The organism is Dactylosporangium sp. NPDC049742 (genome assembly GCF_040674675.1).
Lineage (GTDB): Bacteria > Actinomycetota > Actinomycetes > Mycobacteriales > Micromonosporaceae > Dactylosporangium > Dactylosporangium maewongense.
On the sequence record NZ_JBFANF010000004.1, the window covers coordinates 68,674 to 84,126 of the forward strand.

Here is a 15,453-nt window from a genome sequence, read left to right on the forward strand (position 1 = left end):
CGGAACGATGACCCCGGTTAGACGATACGGAACGGTGGCCCCGGTTAGCAATGGCTGAGCAACCCCTGCGCGCCGACGCTCGGCGCAACCGCGACCGCATCCTGCTCGCGGCCCGCGACGCGTTCGCCGAGGCCGGGTTCGCGGTGCCCCTCGACGAGATCGCCGCCCGCGCCGGCGTCGGCCCCGGCACCGTCTACCGGCACTTCCCGACCAAGGAGGCGCTGTTCCAGGCGGTCATCGCCGACCGGGTCGCCGGGCTCGTCGCCGAGGCACGCGACCGGGCGGGCGACCCCGACGCCGGCGCGGCGTTCTTCGCGATGCTGTCCCGGCTCGGCGGTGAGGGCGCCGCCAAGCGGGACGCGTCCGAGGCGATGACCGTCCCCGGCCCGGTCGTCGCGGAGCTGCACGAGGCGGTCGGGGTCCTGCTGCGCCGGGCGCAGGCGGCCGGAGCGGTCCGCGCCCACATCACCGTCGAAGACCTGTTCGCGCTGCTGAAGGGGCTCTTCACCGGCATGCGCGACAGCGACGACCCGGGCCGCGCCGGACGGCTCCTCGCTGTTGTCACCGCCGGCCTGCGCCCGCCGCACTGATCGGCGCGCGGTCAGCCGGTCGCGTCGTAGGCGGCCGCCCACAGGCCGGCCCACAGCGGGAGCTGCTGGTCGCCGGAGTGGGCGCGCTGCATCATGAAGACGGTCGTCGTGTCCTCGGCGGGGTCGGTGTACCAGGCGGTGCCGTAGAAGCCGGGCCAGCCGTAGCTGCCGGGCGACGGGCCGGGCCGGGTGCGGCGGGTCACGACCGCCATCCCGTAACCCCAGCCCATGGCGTCGAAGTACCCCGGCCGGAACCCGGAGACCGCCTTCTGGTGCGGCGTCAGGTGATCGGTCGTCATCAGCGCCACCGACGCCTCGGACAGCACCCGCTCGCCGTTGAGGGTGCCGCCGCCGCGCAGCATCGAGGCGAACGTGAGGTAGTCGAGGGCGGTGGACACGAGCCCGCCGCCGCCGCTCTCGAACACCTGCGGCCGGCTCCACCGACCGTCGGGGCCGTCCTCGACGACAGGTGCGCCGTTGGTGTCGTTGTCGCGCTCGTACGCGGTGGCGAGCCGGTCGAGGCTGCCCGGCTCGACGACGAACCCGGTGTCACGCATCCCGAGCGGGCCGCAGATCCGTTCGCGGAGCGCCTCCCCGAAGGTCCTGCCGGTCGCGCGGGCGATGAGGACCCCGGTCACGTTGGCGGCCGTGTCGTACATCCAGCGATCACCCGGCTGGTGCAGCAGCGGCAGCTCGCCGAGCCGGCGCAGCCACGCGTCCGGAGGCAGCTCACCGGCCGCGGCGAGGGCGTCGGCGATCGGCACCGTGCCGGGCTCGGCGGGGACCATGCCGGTGCCCAGCGTGTACGTGAGCAGGTGCCGCAGCGTGATCGGCCGGTCCGCCGCGACGACGTCGTCGAGGGGCCCGCCGGGGTCCGCGAGGACGGTCATGTCCGCCAGCTCCGGCAGCAGCTTGTCGACCGGGTCGTCGAGGCCGATGGTGCCGTCGTCGACGAGGGTCATCGCGCACGCCGCGACGACCGGTTTCGACGTGGAGCCCATGCGGCAGATCGTGTCCGCGGCCATCGGCGTACCGGCGCCGGCACCCTCGAACGCGAGGCTGCCCACGGCTTCGACGTGGACCTCCCCGCGGCGGGCGACGAGCGCCACCATGCCGGGCACGAACCCGGCGTCGACCTCGTGCTGCAGGAGCGCTCGCAGTCTGGCGGTCACGCACCGCACGCTACACGCCGCCGGCGCGTCGGGGGCGCCGCTTCGAGACGGGGCTGCGGGCAAGATACGTGTCATGAGTGGACCGTTGCGGGGTGTGCGGGTGGTCGAGCTGGCCGGGATCGGGCCGGGGCCGTTCGCTGGGATGATGCTGGCGGATCTCGGTGCGGACGTGGTGCGGGTCGATCGGGTCGGGCCGGGCTCGCCGATCGCGCCGCCGGCGGCGACCGACCTGCTCAACCGGGGCAAGCGGTCCGTCGCCGTCGACCTGAAGGACCCCGACGGGGTCGCGACCGTGCTCGCGTTGGCGCAGCGGGCGCATGTACTGGTGGAAGGCTGGCGGCCGGGGGTCGCGGAGCGGCTCGGTGTCGGTCCGGATCAGGTCCAGGCCGTGAACCCGGCGCTCGTGTACGGGCGGATGACCGGCTGGGGGCAGGACGGGCCGCGGGCCACGACGGCCGGGCACGACATCACGTACCTGGCGCTGTCGGGGGCGCTGCACGCGATCGGCCGGGCCGGTGGGCCGCCGCAGGTGCCGGTGAACCTCCTCGGCGACTTCGGCGCCGGCGCCATGTACCTCGTCGTCGGTGTCCTCGCCGCGCTGCGGGACGCGGAGCGGACCGGCCGGGGGCAGGTCGTCGACGCGGCGATCACCGACGGCGCCGCGCACATCACCACGATGCTGCACAGCATGCTGGCCGTCGGCCTGTGGCAGGACCGTCGCGGCGTCAACATGATCGACACCGGGGCGCCGTTCTACGACGTGTACGAGACCGCCGACGGCCGTCACGTGGCGGTGGGCGCGTTCGAGCCGCAGTTCTACGCCACGCTCGTCGCCACCCTCGGCCTGACCGACCTGCCGGACCAGCTGGACGTCGCGCAGTGGCCGGTGCTGCGGGAGCGGCTCGCCGCGGCGTTCCTGACGAAGACCCGCGACGAGTGGTCCGGGCTGTTCCACGACGGCGACGGCTGCGTCACCCCCGTACTGTCGATGCACGAGGCGCCGCAGGACCCGCACCTGCGGGCGCGGGGCACGTTCGCCGACCACCTCGGCGTCGTGCAGCCGGTGCCGCAGCCCCGGTTCTCCGCCACCCCCGCGACCCTCACCGGCCCGCCGCCCCTGCCGGGCCAGCACACCGCGGAGGTCCTTGCGGACTGGGGTGTTCAGGAGGAGTAGCCGGGCGCCCCGGTGCAGCGGTCGACGACCGGGGTCGTCGGCCGCAGCGTCGCCGGGTCGACCTCGACCCGCCACTCCTGCCCGTCGACGGTCTTCGCGACGAGGCTGTTCCCGACGACCGTGGCGGAGGCGAACGTCCACGCGTCCAGGCCGTGACCGGTGTACGGATCGTGGACGAAGCAGGCGACGGTCGCGGTGCCGGCGCGGCTGAGCAGCCCGTCGCGCGACCGCAGCCGCAGCGTCTGCTCCTGCCGCACGATCACGTCCTGCTGCCACGCGACGACCCGCACGTCCGGGCCCGACGCGACGACCGTGGGCGCGTGCGGGTCGTACACCTCCGCGGAAACGGACACGAGCCCGGCGGCTCCGACGGCGAGACCGAGCAGACCGATGCCCGTCTGGGTGAGCAGCCGCCGGGTGCTCTCCGGCATGAGCCCGAGCACCGCGACGATCGCCACCGTCGCGGCGACGAACCCCGCCAGGAACGGGTGCGCCAGGGGCTCGGACGCGACGTACCTGGCGTGCGCGGCCACCGCCGCGGCGACCGTGACCACGACGGCCGCCGCGGCGACGGCGAGCATGACGACAGCGGTCCTACGGCCCATGTGGACATTCTCGCAGGACGATGCGGGACGGCGGGGTACCGTGCCGGTCGAGGGCAAGTTACTCTCGGGTAGGTGAGCACTGAGGCTTTCGTTTACGACGCTGTCCGCACCCCGCGCGGGCGTGGCAAACAGAACGGCTCGCTGCACGGGGTGAAGCCCGTGTCGCTGGTCGTCGGGCTGATCGACGAGCTGCGCCGCCGGTATCCCGGGCTCGACCCGGCCGACATCGACGACGTCGTCCTCGGCGTCGTCTCCCCGATCGCGGACCAGGGGTCCGACATCGCCAAGACCGCCGCGATCGCCGCCGGCCTGCCGGACACCGTCGCCGGCGTGCAGCTGAACCGGTTCTGCGCGTCGGGGCTGGAAGCCGTGAACGTCGCCGCGCAGAAGGTCCGGTCCGGCTGGGAGGACCTCGTCCTCGCCGGCGGCGTCGAGTCGATGTCGCGGGTGCCGATGGGCTCCGACGGCGGCGCCTGGGCGATGGACCCGGAGACGAACTACGAGACGCGGTTCGTGCCGCAGGGCATCGGCGCCGACCTGATCGCCACGATCGAGGGCTTCAGCCGCGAGGACGTCGACGCGTACGCCCTGGAGTCGCAGACCCGCGCGGCGAAGGCGTGGGCCGGCGGTTACTTCGCCCGTTCCGTCGTGCCGGTCCGGGACCGCAACGGCCTCGTCGTCCTCGACCGGGACGAACACCTGCGCGCCTCCACCCTCGAAGGGCTCGGGCAGCTGCCGGCGTCGTTCGCGATGATCGGTGAGATGGGCGGCTTCGACGCGGTGGCGTTGCAGCGGTACCACTGGGTCGAGCGGATCGAGCACGTGCACACCGCCGGCAACTCCTCCGGCATCGTCGACGGCGCGTCGCTCGTCATGGTCGGCAGCGAGGCCGCCGGGGCGCGGGCCGGGCTCACCCCGCGGGCGAGGATCGTCGCCGCCGCGGTCAGCGGCGCCGACCCGACGATCATGCTGACCGGCCCGGCACCCGCGACCCGCAAGGCCCTCGCGAAGGCGGGCCTGACCGCCGCCGACATCGACCTCGTGGAGATGAACGAGGCGTTCGCCGCGGTCGTACTGCGCTTCGCCAAGGACCTGGACTTCGACCTGGAGAAGGTCAACGTCAACGGTGGCGCCATCGCGATGGGTCACCCGCTCGGCGCGACCGGCGGCATGCTGCTCGGCACGCTCGTCGACGAGCTCGAACGCCGCAGCCTGCGGTACGGCCTGGCCACGCTGTGCATCGGCGGCGGCATGGGCATCGCCACCATCGTCGAGCGAATCTGAAGGGCGCGCAGCACATGACCGACACGATCCGCTGGGACCGTGGGGACGACGGCGTCGTGGTCCTCACCCTCGACGACCCGGCGCACTCCGCCAACACGATGAACGAGGCGTTCGTCGCCGACCTCGGCACGACCGTGGACCGGCTGACCGCCGAGAAGGACTCCATCACCGGCGTCGTCGTCACCTCGGCGAAGAAGACGTTCTTCGCCGGCGGCGACCTGCAGCGCCTCGGCAGCCTCGGCCCCGACCAGGCCGCCGACGTGTACGCCTCCTCCATGCACCTCAAGGGCCTCCTGCGCCGCCTCGAAACCCTCGGCCGGCCGGTCGTCGCCGCGGTCAACGGCTCCGCGCTCGGCGGCGGCCTGGAGATCGCGCTCGCCTGCCACCGCCGCATCGTCGCCGACGACGCCCGCATCGAGATCGGCTTCCCCGAGGTGACGCTCGGGCTGCTGCCCGGCGCCGGCGGGGTCGTGCGGACCGTGCGGCTGCTCGGCATCGCGCAGGCGCTGCTCACCGTCCTGCTCCGCGGGCAGCGGCACCGGCCTTCCGCCGCCCTCGAACACGGCCTGGTGCACGAGGTCGCGCCCCGCGACGAGCTGCTCTCCCGGGCCAAGGCGTGGATCGTCGCGAACCCGGGTGCGGTCCAGCCGTACGACGTGAAGGGCTACCGCATCCCCGGCGGCACCCCGGCGCAGGCGTCGTTCGCGGCGAACCTGCCCGCGTTCCCGGCGACGCTGCGCAAGGAACTCAAGGGCGCCCCGTACCCGGCGCCGCGCAACATCCTTGCCGCCGCCGTCGAAGGCGCCCAGGTCGACCTCGACACCGCGTTCGCCATCGAGGGCCGGTATTTCACCGAGCTCGCCACCGGGCAGATCGCCAAGAACATGATCAAGGCGTTCTTCTTCGACCTGCAGCAGGCGAACTCGCGCGGCACGTCCTCGGCGCCGTTCGGCAAGGTCGCCGTGCTCGGTGCGGGGATGATGGGCGCGGCGATCGCGTACGTGTGCGCGAAGGCCGGCATGCAGGTGCTGCTCAAGGATGTCACCGTCGAGGCCGCCGCCCGCGGCAAGGAGTACTCGGCTCGCGTCCTGGCGAAGAAGCCGTTCCTGCCGGCTGATGAGATCCTGGGCCGGATCACGCCGACGGCGGACCCGGCGGATCTGGCCGGGTGTGACCTGGTGATCGAGGCGGTGTTCGAGGACCCGGGGCTGAAGCACAAGGTGTTCGCGGAGGTCCAGGACGTCGTGGCGCCGGACGCGCTGCTGTGCTCCAACACCTCGACGCTGCCGATCTCCGCGCTCGCGGAGGGGGTGACGCGGCGGGAGGACTTCGTCGGGCTGCACTTCTTCTCGCCCGTGGACAAGATGCCGCTCGTCGAGGTGATCCGCGGGAGTGCCACCTCGTCTGCTGCTGTCGACCGGGCGCTGGGCGTCGTACGGCAGCTGAAGAAGACGCCGATCGTCGTCAACGACAGCCGCGGGTTCTTCACCAGCCGGGTCATCGGCACGTTCACCGGTGAAGGGCTGCTCATGCTCGCCGAGGGTGTGGCCGCGCCGTCGATCGAGCAGGCGAGCCTGCAGGCCGGCTACCCGGCGGCGGTGCTCGCGCTGATGGACGAGCTGACCCTGACGCTGCCGCGGAAGATCCGGCTCGCGTACGGCGACGCGTGGACCCCGACGCCCGCCGACGCGCTGGTCGACCGGATGATCGACGAGTTCGGCCGGCCGGGGCGCTCCGGCGGGGCGGGCTTCTACGAGTACGTCGACGGCAAGCGTGACCGGCTGTGGCCGGGGCTGCAGGAGCATTTCCGGATTTCCGGGACCGATATTCCGTTTATCGACATGCAGGAGCGGATGCTGTTCGCCGAGGCGCTCGAGTCGGTGAAGTGTCTCGACGAGGGCGTGCTCACCAGCGTCGCGGACGCCAACGTCGGCTCGATCCTGGGCATCGGGTTCCCCGGCTGGACCGGCGGCGTCCTGCAATACATCAACCAGTATTCGGGCGGGCTGCCCGGGTTCGTCGCCCGCAGCCGCGAGCTCGCCGCGCGTTACGGCACCCGTTTCGAACCGCCGGCGCTGCTGCTGCGCAAGGCGGAGGAGGGCGCGCAGTTCGTCTAGGAGTAGTCCTCTCGATTCCGCGTAGTCGCGCGGTCACTCTACGTTATGGTCTTCGGTTGCGGGGCGGCGGGCCTGTCGTCGCCCTCCAACCGGGGGACGGACGGGGGAGACCGCGATGGCGGCGTTCGGGGTGCTGCTGCGACGAGGCCCGGCACGGACTCTGTCGGCGTTGGCGGCGTCGGTACTGGCCGCGATCGGCGGGACCCTCGCGGTGCCGGGTTCGGCGGCCGCCGCGGAGCTCGCGCGGCAGCACATCACCTGGACGGACACGGCGGACACGCCGCTGACCACCGGCACGGTCTCCGTCGCGGCGGTCGCCTCGTCCGGGCTGCCCGTGTCCTACACCAGCGCCAGCGGCGACGTGTGCACCGCCGACGGCGACGTGGTCACCCTGCACCGGCAGGGCCGCTGCACGATCCGCGCCATCCAGGCCGGCAACGCCTCCTTCGCGGCCGCGGAAGCGGCGAGCTCGTCCTTCGCCGTCCTCGGCCGCGCCCAGACGATCACGTGGACCGCGACCCCGGACGTCTCGGTCACCGCCGGCACGGTCCGCGTGTCGGCGACCGCGTCGTCGGGGCTCGCCGTCACCTACCGGACCGCGACGCCCCGCACGTGCAAGGTCCAGGGTGGCAAGGTCACCCTTGTCGCCGGCGGCACCTGCACCGTGCGCGCCACCCAGCCCGGCAACGACGAGTACGCCCCCGCGCCCCGCGCCGACGACTCGTTCATTATCGGAAAACTGGCGCAGACAATCCGGTTTCCCCGCCCCGCCGACACGGCGATGACGACCGGCACCGCGCACGTCGACGCTGCCGCGACGTCCGGGCTGCCCGTGACCGTCACCAGCCGCGACCGCTCGGTGTGCACCGTGTCCGCCCGCCGGTTGACGCTGGTCGGCGCCGGCACGTGCGTGCTGCGCGCGACGCAGCCCGGCAACGGCAGGTACGCGCCCGCACCCCGGGTCGAGCGGCGGTTCACCGTCGGCCGGGGCGGGCAGACGATCGAGTTCCCGGCGCCGGGCCCGGTGCCGCTGCCGGCCGGCACGGTGACGGTCACACCGTCGGCGTCGTCGGGCCTGCCGGTCACCGTCACCAGCACGAACCTGGCGGTGTGCACCGTTGCTGGCGCCTCTTCCCCGGGACTTTCCTCCTCCGCCGGCTCTTCGCCTGGAGCCGCTACCACCGGGGGTTCCTCGCCTGGTGGCTCCTCCACCGGGGACGGCCCCTCCGAGGGCTCTTCGTCTGGAGACGCATCCGTCGGTGGCTCGTCCGCTCCCGGCACTGCCGCCGACGCACCTGCCGCCGGGACTTCCACCGGCGGTTCTTCCAGCGGCGGTTCGTCCGCTGGGAACCCTTCCACCGGGACCTCCACAGGCGGCACTGCCACAGGCGGCACGGCCGCCGGGACGATCGTCACGCTGCACACCGTCGGCACCTGCGGCGCCACCGGGGACTGGTCCGCCGCGGCGGCCGTCGAGATCAGCTTCCCCGTCGTCAAGGGCACCCAGACGATCACGTTCCCGCCGCCACCCACGACCGCGGCCGGCGCGACCGTCACGCTGCGGGCGACCGCATCGTCCGGGCTGCCCGTCACCTACACCGCGTCGACCCCGGCTGTCTGTGCCGTTGCCGGTGCCGTGGGCGGTGCCGTGGTGACCCTTCGCATCCCCGGCGCGTGCGCGGTGCGCGCCACCCAACCCGGCGACGGCCACTGGGACCCGGCACCGGCCGTTGACGCGACCTTCACGGTCACCGGCGACGCGCAGACGATCACGTTCCCCACCCCGCCCACCACACCCCTCACCGACGAGACCGTCCACGTGTCCGCGACCGCGACGTCCCGATTGCCGGTCGCCATTACCAGCAATACGCCAAAGGTGTGCACCATCGCCGGCACCGTCGTCACGCTCCGCACCCCGGGCAGATGCACGGTGACGGCAACCCAGCGCGGCGACGCCACCCACGCCGCCGCACCGCCGGTGACCCACACGTTCACCGTCGCCCGTGGCGCGCAACGCATCACGTTCCCGCAGCCTGACACCCGGTCCGTGCTGGACGGCCCGCTGACGATGGCGCCGTCCGCGACGTCATACCTGCCGGTGTCGGTGTCCAGCAGCACCCCGGCCGTCTGCACCGTCGCCGGCTCCGTCCGAAACGCCGCGGCGGGCAGCACACCCAACAACGCACCTGGCAACGCGCCAGACGACACCACGGACGGCGCCACGGCGGGCAGCGCACTTGACGACACCACCGATGGCGCCGTGGCGGACAGCGCACCTGGCAGCGCACGAGGCCTCACCACGGATGGCGCCGTGACGGGCGACGTGTGGGATGCCGCGGACGGCGCCATGGCGGGCAGCGCACCAGGCAGCGCACCTGGCCTCACCACGGATGGCGCCGTGACGGGCGACGTGCGGGATGCCGCGGACGGTGCCATGGCGGACAGCGCACGGGGCAACGTCGCCGGCGCCGTGGGGGGTGCTCTGGCCGGCACCGTGGTCACGCCGATCGCCGCCGGCGAGTGCACTCTGCACGCCGTGCAGGCCGGCAACGCGGAGTGGGCGCCGGCCCGGCGGGTCACGCGGACCGTGCGGATCACGGCCGTGCCGCAGGCGGTCACGTTCGCCGCGCCGGCGCCGGTCGCGGTGTCCGACGGGCCGGTCGGCCTGGTCGCGGTCGCGTCGTCGGGGCTGCCTGTCACGTTCAGCAGCGGAAGTCCTGACACGTGCTCGGTGGACGGCGTGACGGTGACACCGCTCGCCGTCGGTGGGTGCGTGCTCGTCGCTCACCAGGGCGGCGACCGGCGGTTCGCGCCCGCACCGGACGTGACCGCGACGCTCGCCGTCCTGCAGGAGCCGGCGCCCGTGACCGTCCCGGCCGCTGCACCGCCGACCCATGCCACCGCGGGCCGGATTGTTGGTATCGACAATCCGGCTGCCGGCGAGGCGGTCACGCTCAGCGGTGGCGGCTTCAAGCCCGGCACCGCGGTCGAGGTCGTCGTGTACTCGGCCCCGCAGCCGCTCGGCACCGCGTACACCGACGCCGCCGGGGCGTTCACGCTGCTGGTTGTCGTGCCGGCCGACCTGCACCGTGGCGGGCACACGTTCGTCGCTGCCGGGCTGGCCGGCGACAACAGCCTGCGCCTCCTGTCGGCCCCGGTCACCGTCCACCATGCCGCGGCGACGCTCCCGGTGACCGGCGGACCCGTCGGCGCCGTTGCCGCGCTCGGCGGCTGGGCCGTCCTCATCGGCACCGTCCTGGCCCTGCTCGGCCGGCGTGGGCTGTGGCAGTACCGGTGGCTGTACCGCTTCCTGTACCGCGCCCGCCACGCCGTCTGACCCGCGGCCACCGCACCGTCTGCCCGCCACGCTGTCCGGCCCGCTGTCCGGCCCGCTGTCCGGCCCGCTGCCGGTCAGGTCGTCGGCCCGCTACGCCGCCTGTCTGGCCGCCCGCATACCGCGCCGGCTGACCGGCAGTCCGTCTCACCGGCGATGCCATACCCCGGCGCGGTGCGGCAAGGCGCTCGACATCGCCAGGCCGGCCTGCGCCGCCTCGATGGTGGTGTTGAGCTGCTGGGCGGTCGTGGTCGGGCCGAGCAGTGCAGCCGAAGCAGTGCCACCCTCGGCGTCGCGAAGCGCGGGGTGGTCGTTGGCGGCTCAGTCGTACAGGCCGGTGGTGATCCGGGAGACGGCGACGAGGGCGCCCAGGACGAGGACGACGGCGGCGATGCGGGGCAGCCAGCGGGCGACGGCGGGCATGGTCAGGGCGATGAGCCGGCCGACCGCCGCGGCCAGACCTACGAACGCGAGCGTCACCGACGGGCCGAACACGAACCAGTGCAGCATCGGCACCTCGTTGATCTTCAGCGCGTCGACGAGGCCGACGTCGCCGGAATCGAAGAGCTCGATGAGGTACCGGTACTCGGGGGCGGCGGCGAGGATCGCGACGGTCACGCCGAGGGCGAGGCCGCCGGCGTCGGTGCGGCCGAACACCGGCTTCACCTCGGTGCCGTCGAGCTTCCGGCGGGCGGCGAGCAGCGCGACCGTGGCGAGCAGGCTGACGATGAGCAGCACGAACATGCCGGTGGTGCCGCCCGCCCAGCCGACGACGACCCCGACCTCCGCCATGATGATCATCGCCGGGATGAGGAGCAGGCCGTAGGCGACGGTGCGGACGACGGGGCGGCTGGCCGGCGCCGCGAACAGGTACGCCAGCCACAGCACGAACCCCGGGAACAGGTAGATGCGGGCCTCGCCGATCCACCAGCGCCAGTTGGAGAACTCGAACGGCAGGTGCCATTCGTGGTTGTACGCCTTCCGGCCGAGGAAGCCGAACAGCAGCAGCGCGCCCAGCAGCAGTCCGGCGGTGACGAGTGCCTTGCGCACCGCGCCGGGTGCGGGAGTCGTCGCCACGGCCGGGGGCTGCGTCGTTGGTGCCGGTTGTATGGTGGCCGAGGGCGGTGCGCCGGCGCCGAACGCGGCAACCGCCGGCTCGCGGTCGCCGGCCGGGCTCACCGGGTTTGCCGGGCTCGCGGCACCTCGGCGGGCGGCGGAGTTCGCAGATCCCGCCGGATTATTGATTACCGGATTGCTGATTGCCGGGTAATTGCTTGCGGGGCTCGCTGGGGCGGGCGGGGTGTGGGCCGCTGGGCTTGTCGGGGCGGCGGGTCCGAATGCGGAGGGTGAGATTGGCCAGACGGGGCCGTTGTCGGGCCACGCCTGCTCGGGTGGGGAGGACGTCGACCAGGCCGCGTCCGGAGGGCCGGACACGGGGATGCCTGCGCCGCTCCAGCCCGCGCCGGGCGGTGGAGTGGCCGCGGCGGGGCGGCCGGACACCGGCGGGATCGAGAACATCGGGCTCTCCGCGGCGGGCACGCCGGCGGGCGGCGACCCGGGCCGCGCGGCGGCCGGCGGCGGCAGCGTGGATGCCGGTGGCGGCGGGGCTGCGGGAGCTGCGGCTGCCGGGGTGCCGTACACCGCGCCGGCGGCGGCGCCTGACACGGGCGTCGGCGGCTGGTGCGGCACCGATGGCCGGGTCTGGGGCGGGCGGACGGAGGCGACACCGCGGATCGAGCCGTCCGCGGCGGCCGCGGGTCCCGTGGCGGGGATGTGTGACGGAGCGGCTTGGGGCCAGAGCGGGTCGGCGGCGGATTGGCGTACATCTGCCGCGTCGCCTGCGGGTTGGGCTCCGGTCGTGGCGAGGGGCCGGGCGCTGCCTTCGGCGACGACGAGTTCGGGCTGTTCCAGGACCGTGGGAGCGACGCCGGTGGCCTGGTGGAGCAGTGTCGCGACGAGGGGCATGCGGCTGGAGCCGCCGACGAGGAACAGGCCGGCGAGGGGGCGGGCCGGTTCGGCGGAGGTGAGGACGGTGCGGGTGAGCGCGACGGTACGGTCGACGACCGGCCGGGCGAGGCGTTCCAGCTGTTCGCGGCCGAGGGGTGCGTCCTGCTCGACGAGCGGCACGTGGATGTATGTCGACGCGGACCGCGACAGGATCTCCTTCGCGGTGCGGACGTCCTCCCACAGGTTGCGGTTGGCGCGGCGGTCGGCGACCGTCTGCGGGCTGGTGAGGCGGCGCATCTCGTCGGGGTGGGCGGTGGAGTGGACGGTGCTGAGGTATTCGACGATCGCGGTGTCGACGTCGAGGCCGCCGGCGTCGTCGAGGCCTTCGCTGGCGATGACGTCCCAGCCGGTGGCGGTGCGGGTGACGACGGACGCGTCGAACGTGCCGGCGCCGAAGTCGTAGACGACGACGCGGCTGCCGACGGGCACCGCGGCGTCGGTCGCGGCGACGAAGAACGCGGCCGCGGCGACCGGCTCCGGCACGAGCTGCGGTGTGCCGAGGCCGGCGAGGCGGGCGGCGTCCAGCAGCACGGAGCGCCGGCGCGGGCCCCACGCGGCCGGGTAGGTGATCACGACGGTGCCGGGTTCGTCGCCCATGGTGCGGACCGTCTCGGCCCGGACCCGGGCGAGGGTCGCGGCGATGAGGGTCGCGACCTGGTGTTCGGTGTCGCCGAGCAGGACGGTGCCGTCGTCGATGCGGCGTTTGGGGTGCGGCTCGTAGCGCTCCGGGTGTACGCGGGCGGCGTGCATCGCCTCCCGGCCGACGAGCAGCCCCTGACCGTCCAGCGCCAGGCACACGCACGACGGCAGCAGCGGGAAGCCGTCGAACAGGACGGGCCGGCTGCGGCCGTCGTTCTCGTGGATGACGGCGACGGTGTTGGACGTGCCGAAGTCGATGCCGAGGCGGTACCGCACAGCAATCACCCGCGCACTGTACGACCACCGGACCAGGACCCGGAGGGTCGCAGACGGTTTCCTGACAGATCATCCGCCGGCAGTCGCATTGGTACGCTCGAACGTATGACCGCTCCGTCCCGGGTCGAGCCCGACCTGTCGTTTCTGCTGGACCACACCAGTCACGTGCTGCGCACACAGATGGCGGCGGCGCTCGGGGAGATCGGGCTGACGCCGCGGATGCACTGTGTCCTCGTGCACGCGCTCGGCGTGGAGCGGACCCAGATCCAGCTCGCCGAGATCGGCGGCATGGACAAGACGACGATGGTCGTGACCGTCGACGCTCTGGAGAAGGCCGGGTACGCGGAGCGCCGGCAGTCCAGCACCGACCGGCGGGCCCGGATCATCGCGGTGACACCCGCCGGGGCGGAGATCGCGGCGCGGAGCCAGAAGATCGCCGACGGCGTGCACGCGGCGGCCCTGGACTCGCTGCCGGCGGACGAGCGTGACGTGCTGGTGAGGGCGCTGACGCGGCTCACTCAGGGGCATCTCGCGACGCCGTCGGAGGCGCCGGGAGTGCGACGAGCACGACAGTAGGTCCCTTGCATATAGTTCTGTAGCGGACGATCTGCTACGGTCGTGCCATGGACACCAACCGTGGGGCGGCGCTCGCCGTCCTCGCCACCGGCATGCTCATGACGATCCTGGACGGCAGCATCGTCACCGTCGCGATGCCCGTCATGCAGACCGACCTCGGCTTCACCCCGTCCGGGCTGACCTGGGTCGTCAACGCGTACCTGATCGCGTTCGGCAGCCTGCTGCTGCTGTCCGGACGCCTCGGCGACCTGCTCGGCCGCCGCCGCATGCTCATCGCGGGCACGGTCGTCTTCGTCGCCGCGTCCGTCCTCGCCGGGCTCGCCACCGGCCCGGGGATGCTCGTCGCGGCCCGTTTCCTGCAGGGCGCCGGCAGCGCGATGGCCAGCGCAGTCAGTCTCGGCATCGTCGTCACGCTGTACCCGGCGCCGGCCGAACGCGCGAAGGCGTTCGGGGTGTTCGCGTTCACCGGCGCGGCGGGCGCCTCCATCGGCCAGGTCCTCGGCGGCGTCCTCACCGACCTGCTGAGCTGGCACTGGATCTTCCTGATCAACGTGCCGATCGGCGTCGCCGCGCTCGTCGGCATGCGGTTCGTCCCCGCCGACCGCGGACTCGGCCTGCGCGCCGGCGCGGACGTCCTCGGCGCGTTCCTGGTCACCGCCGGGCTGATGGCGGGCATCGCGGCGGTCGTCCAGCCCGCCGGGCGCTGGGTGACCGCGGCCGCGGCGGTGCTGCTGCTCGCCGGGTTCGTCGCCCGGCAGGCCACCGCCCGCACCCCGCTGATGCCACTGCGCGTGCTGCGCAACCGCCAGGTCGCCGGCGCCAACGTCCTGCAGATCCTGATGATCGGCGCGATGTTCTCCTTCCAGATCCTGGTCGCCCTGTACATGCAGCGCGTCCTGCACTACAGCGCCCTGCAGACCGGCCTGGCGATGCTGCCCGCGGCACTGTCGATCGCCGTGGTGTCGCTGGTCGTGTCGGCGCGGGTGATCGGGCGGATCGGTGAGCGGGGCGCGTTGATCGCGGGTCTGAGCCTGCTGGTGCTCGCGCTGGGGTGGCTGACCCGGCTGCCGGCCGACGCCCGGTTCGTGCCGGACCTGCTGCCGGTGATGCTGCTGATCGCGGGTGGCGGATTGGCATTGCCGGCAATCACGGGCCTGGGCATGTCCGGCGCCCGCCCCGACGACGCGGGCCTGGCGTCCGGGCTGTTCAACACGACGCAGCAGCTCGGGATGGCCCTCGGCGTCGCCGCGCTGTCGACGGCGGCGGCGTCCCGGACGGCCGGGCGGCTCGCGGCGGGCGCGTCGGAGGCCGCCGCGCTGACGGCCGGGTACCGGCTCGCGTTCACCGTCGGCGCGGTGCTGCTGCTCGTGTCGATCGGCGTGGCCGCCTTCGTGCTGCGCTCGCCCGCACCCCGGCCGGCGACGGCGGCGGAGGCTGGTTCGCGGGCGATGGAGGCCGGTTCGGTGGACGCTGCGGACGCACCGGCGCTCAGCGATCCCGCGCCGTCGATGCCGGCCCGCCCCTGAACGCGGCCGGCGGCCGAGCGTGGCTGGCACCGGTCCTTGCTGCAGGTGAGTGGGGGTTCTCAACCTTCGCCTGATGTGCCGGCCGGGATTGTGGCCGACTCCAGGCCTGCGTGGGCGGCGGATCGGCGGCATGACGGGCGCCGACCCGCCAGG

At 73.6% G+C, this 15,453-nt stretch carries 10 protein-coding genes; 7 read left to right on the forward strand and 3 right to left on the reverse strand.

All coding sequences use genetic code 11. The annotated features are described in order from the left end of the window. The first annotated feature begins 50 nt into the window (after window positions 1-50). Complete coding sequence (locus AB0J72_RS07270) at window positions 51-590, forward strand: helix-turn-helix domain-containing protein (protein WP_363395522.1); 540 nt, start codon at window positions 51-53, stop codon at window positions 588-590. A gap of 11 nt (window positions 591-601) precedes the next feature. On the opposite strand, the gene AB0J72_RS07275 is transcribed toward AB0J72_RS07270, so the two are convergent. Continuing rightward, window positions 602-1,762 (reverse strand): serine hydrolase domain-containing protein, encoded by a 1,161-nt coding sequence (locus AB0J72_RS07275; RefSeq protein ID WP_363395525.1) that lies wholly within the window; start codon window positions 1,760-1,762, stop codon window positions 602-604. A gap of 73 nt (window positions 1,763-1,835) precedes the next feature. Here AB0J72_RS07275 and AB0J72_RS07280 point away from each other — a divergent pair, with 73 nt between their 5' ends. Continuing rightward, window positions 1,836-2,936, forward strand: coding sequence for a CaiB/BaiF CoA-transferase family protein (locus AB0J72_RS07280; RefSeq protein WP_363395528.1), 1,101 nt, complete (start codon window positions 1,836-1,838; stop codon window positions 2,934-2,936). On the opposite strand, the gene AB0J72_RS07285 is transcribed toward AB0J72_RS07280, so the two are convergent. Beyond that, window positions 2,924-3,541 (reverse strand): hypothetical protein, encoded by a 618-nt coding sequence (locus AB0J72_RS07285; protein WP_363395531.1) that lies wholly within the window; start codon window positions 3,539-3,541, stop codon window positions 2,924-2,926. The two genes, AB0J72_RS07280 and AB0J72_RS07285, sit on opposite strands and share 13 nt — an antisense overlap. 72 nt (window positions 3,542-3,613) lie before the next feature. On the opposite strand from AB0J72_RS07285, the gene AB0J72_RS07290 reads away from it, so the two are divergent. From AB0J72_RS07290 to AB0J72_RS07300, 3 genes are all read left to right on the forward strand, one after another. Beyond that, window positions 3,614-4,825: an acetyl-CoA C-acetyltransferase gene (locus tag AB0J72_RS07290; protein WP_363395534.1), complete on the forward strand. Its 1,212-nt coding sequence runs from the start codon at window positions 3,614-3,616 to the stop codon at window positions 4,823-4,825. Between the two features lie 14 nt (window positions 4,826-4,839). Next, entirely contained in the window at window positions 4,840-6,942 is a 2,103-nt protein-coding gene (locus AB0J72_RS07295) for a 3-hydroxyacyl-CoA dehydrogenase NAD-binding domain-containing protein (protein WP_363395537.1), read from the forward strand. A gap of 115 nt (window positions 6,943-7,057) precedes the next feature. Further along, a complete protein-coding gene (locus tag AB0J72_RS07300; RefSeq protein WP_363395540.1) occupies window positions 7,058-10,279 on the forward strand; it encodes a hypothetical protein in 3,222 nt (1,073 codons plus the stop codon). A 318-nt stretch (window positions 10,280-10,597) separates the two neighbouring features. Here the strand turns inward: AB0J72_RS07300 and AB0J72_RS07305 are convergent, their stop codons facing one another. Beyond that, window positions 10,598-13,207 carry an Hsp70 family protein gene (locus AB0J72_RS07305; protein WP_363395543.1) on the reverse strand — a complete coding sequence of 870 codons (2,610 nt, stop codon included), beginning with the start codon at window positions 13,205-13,207 and terminating at the stop codon, window positions 10,598-10,600. Window positions 13,208-13,303: 96 nt separating this feature from the next. Between AB0J72_RS07305 and AB0J72_RS07310 the strand changes: the two genes are divergently transcribed. Beyond that, window positions 13,304-13,774: a MarR family transcriptional regulator gene (locus AB0J72_RS07310; protein WP_363395546.1), complete on the forward strand. Its 471-nt coding sequence runs from the start codon at window positions 13,304-13,306 to the stop codon at window positions 13,772-13,774. A 47-nt stretch (window positions 13,775-13,821) separates the two neighbouring features. Beyond that, window positions 13,822-15,300 carry an MFS transporter gene (locus tag AB0J72_RS07315; protein ID WP_363395549.1) on the forward strand — a complete coding sequence of 493 codons (1,479 nt, stop codon included), beginning with the start codon at window positions 13,822-13,824 and terminating at the stop codon, window positions 15,298-15,300. Window positions 15,301-15,453: the final 153 nt, after the last annotated feature.

Bases quoted from the DNA above. Each gene is read 5' to 3' on its own strand.
- AB0J72_RS07315 (WP_363395549.1), top strand. From the start codon at position 13,822: ATGGACACCAACCGTGGGGCGGCGCTCGCCGTCCTCGCCACCGGCATG.
- AB0J72_RS07270 (WP_363395522.1), top strand. From the start codon at position 51: ATGGCTGAGCAACCCCTGCGCGCCGACGCTCGGCGCAACCGCGACCGC.
- AB0J72_RS07280 (WP_363395528.1), top strand. From the start codon at position 1,836: ATGAGTGGACCGTTGCGGGGTGTGCGGGTGGTCGAGCTGGCCGGGATC.
- AB0J72_RS07295 (WP_363395537.1), top strand. From the start codon at position 4,840: ATGACCGACACGATCCGCTGGGACCGTGGGGACGACGGCGTCGTGGTC.
- AB0J72_RS07310 (WP_363395546.1), top strand. From the start codon at position 13,304: ATGACCGCTCCGTCCCGGGTCGAGCCCGACCTGTCGTTTCTGCTGGAC.
- AB0J72_RS07300 (WP_363395540.1), top strand. From the start codon at position 7,058: ATGGCGGCGTTCGGGGTGCTGCTGCGACGAGGCCCGGCACGGACTCTG.
- AB0J72_RS07285 (WP_363395531.1), bottom strand. From the start codon at position 3,541: ATGGGCCGTAGGACCGCTGTCGTCATGCTCGCCGTCGCCGCGGCGGCC.